At 39.9% G+C, this 2,679-nt stretch carries 3 protein-coding genes; all 3 read right to left on the reverse strand.

Features of this window, described 5'->3' with window-relative positions; genetic code table 11:
• Positions 1-225: 225 nt before the first annotated feature.
• Positions 226-483, reverse strand: a complete 258-nt coding sequence (locus C7E02_RS19070) for a hypothetical protein (protein WP_021840240.1) — start codon at positions 481-483, stop codon at positions 226-228.
• A 455-nt stretch (positions 484-938) separates the two neighbouring features.
• Positions 939-1,721, reverse strand: a complete 783-nt coding sequence (locus C7E02_RS19075) for an N-acetylmuramoyl-L-alanine amidase (protein ID WP_021840241.1) — start codon at positions 1,719-1,721, stop codon at positions 939-941.
• A gap of 285 nt (positions 1,722-2,006) precedes the next feature.
• A complete protein-coding gene (gene rpiB, locus C7E02_RS19085; RefSeq protein ID WP_005337976.1) occupies positions 2,007-2,447 on the reverse strand; it encodes a ribose 5-phosphate isomerase B in 441 nt (146 codons plus the stop codon).
• Positions 2,448-2,679 lie beyond the last annotated feature (232 nt).

Genomic DNA, 2,679 nt, shown 5'->3' on the forward strand with positions numbered 1-2,679 from the left:
TACAGCTTCCTTCAGATTCCACCTCACGGTAGACACCCTTGCTGTTCGGCTATACATTTCCCACTACCTGGGCATGTTCGGGACTTACACCCGTTAGAGCGCGCCCATGGCGCGCAAACAAAGAAAAGGCAAGTTCTTAAAATTTCATGTCAGAACATGCCTTTTCTTTATATCTTTTGATGTAATTCAAAATATCTTCTATTAAGCCTCTATAATTTTTAACTCTTATAACTGTTTCCCGTTATGTCTGTGTATCAGAAATAAAAATCCACCGATCACTCCGCCGATCACTCCGGCATAAATAGCAACACACATTACATTTGCTATACAGTCAATCAATGCAATTTTTCCGATTGCCGTGCAGAAGAACATTCCAACTATAAATGTTGTAACACTCCACAGCAATACATTTGCTGATAAAAATGTTCCGTCCTGTGCTTCCGCTCCAAATATTTTTCCTGTCATTTCCCATAAAAATTTCATATTCATTCCTCCCTGCATATGAAACAACTATATCTTAGATGCTCTCACATCTTCATGTGGTCCGCACCATCTCTTTCTTCTCTTCATGTACATTATAGGAACTGCATGTTAAATCAGTTTACAGAGAAATGCTAAATCTTTGTAAAATGTACTCGTTCAGAGCCAGGCAGAATTTTATAAAACAACTGTAAAATGATTACATTTTTAAAGTTGTTTTTAAAATTCTATCTGGCGGATACGCCACACGTCACAACTGCTTTTTAGTTGGGACGTTGGGCTCTGAACGAATATGGGAATAATTCTATCTGGCAGATACGCCACACGTCCCAATTGCTCTTTAGTTTGGACGTTGGCTCTGGGCGAGTATCTGAATAATTTTAGTTGGGAGGCTGGCTTTAAATGAGCACCTGAACAATTTTAGTCTGGGCGTTGGCTCAAAGCGAGTACCTGAATGATTATTGTATCAAAAGCGTCTCAAATCCGGCTCTCTTAAGTCTTCTCTGTGCCGCCACCGCTTCGTCCAGCATATCATATTCTCCGGAAATCACCCGGTAATATTGTTTCCATTGATCTATATATGCCGGAAATCCACGGTCTTCCAGTGTTTCCTGCTGCCTCGCTGCATTGTTCCGGTTCCGGAACAGTCCGACCTGAATACGGTACTTCGTCTGTTCCACCGGCGTTTCCGGTTCTTTCAGAACTCCGGCATTTTCCAATGTATCCAGGACTCCTGTTGCAATTGCCTGTGCAATATCCTGAAAATTAGAATCAAATAATTTATTATCCGTATCTGAATTGATAAACCCAGCCTCTACAAGTACAGCTGGCATCCGTGTCCGCTTCAACACTACAAGATTCGGTCTTGCTTTCACCCCCAAATCTACAAACCCCACCGTTTCCAATTGTTCATTGATTTCCTGCGCCATCTGATATTTAAGTCCAGACAAATCATAGATCAGACTTTCCACTCCCATTACTTCATTATCTGTCGGATAAGAGTTTCGATGGATCGACAGGAAAAAATCCACTCCTGCCTGATTTGCCTCTACTGCCCGCTCATATGGGGACAAATACACATCTGTTGTCCTGGTGTAAAGTACCTCAATTCCATTTTCCTGAAGAATCTCTCCCACTGCAAGCGTCAGCCTTAATGTATCATCTTTTTCACGGCGCCCCCGATAAACTGCTCCAGGATCACTTCCCCCGTGACCACTATCTAACATCATAGAATATGGCATATTTATTCCTCAAAATCTTTTTATATTATAGTATGACTCAAAAATCAGATAGGTGATTTTTCTAAAATGCGGAAATGTACAGATTTCCAAAAAAATTTTCTGCACAGATAAACTTTCACTGGCAATTTCCTTCGAATACTTTTATAGCGCTAAAAAAGGTCCACCGGACCTTTTTGTCGCATGCTTGGCAACAAAAAAACTGCTGCTTCGTCAGATTATCCTTCACAAAGCAACAGTTTTGTTTACTGATTATTTTACTGATTATTTTTACTGATTATTTTTTGCTTATTTATTCTCAATTGCTGTAATCATATCTACTCTGGTCTGGTGTCTTCCACCTTCGAATTCTGCGCTTAACCATTCATCGATGATCATCTTTGCAAGCTCAATTCCGATTACACGGGCACCGAATGCCAGAATATTGGTATTGTTATGCTGTCTGGAAAGTTTTGCAGAATATGGCTCTGAGCAAACAACTGCACGAACACCTTTTACTTTATTTGCTGCCAAAGAGATTCCAACTCCTGTACCACAGATCAGGATACCAAGATCTACATCTCCTGCTGCTACAGCTCGTCCAACTTTCTCGCCGTACTCTGGATAATTACAGCTCTCGTATGTATCTGTTCCAAAGTTCACAACTTCATATCCTTTTCCTTCCAGGTACTCTACTACCTGATTCTTCATGTCTACTGCAGCATGATCATTACCAATTCCGATTTTCATGACGTTATAGCCTCCTCTTTTCATTGTCGTCTTTTCTTTGACGCCTTTTTATATTATAATAGATAAGATTTCTATTATCAACACAGGTACGACAATTAATACATAAATAGGTAATTGCGAAACACATTCCTAAAACTTGCGTAAAAGAGATAAACGTTCTATCTTACAGATATTTTAATGCAGAAAATAAAAAACACTTGATTTTGGGCACAACAAATAAGCCTCATCTAGC

It is taken from the genome of Dorea sp. Marseille-P4042, from assembly GCF_900290215.1.
In the GTDB taxonomy this organism is placed as follows: Bacteria; Bacillota; Clostridia; order Lachnospirales; family Lachnospiraceae; genus Dorea; species Dorea formicigenerans.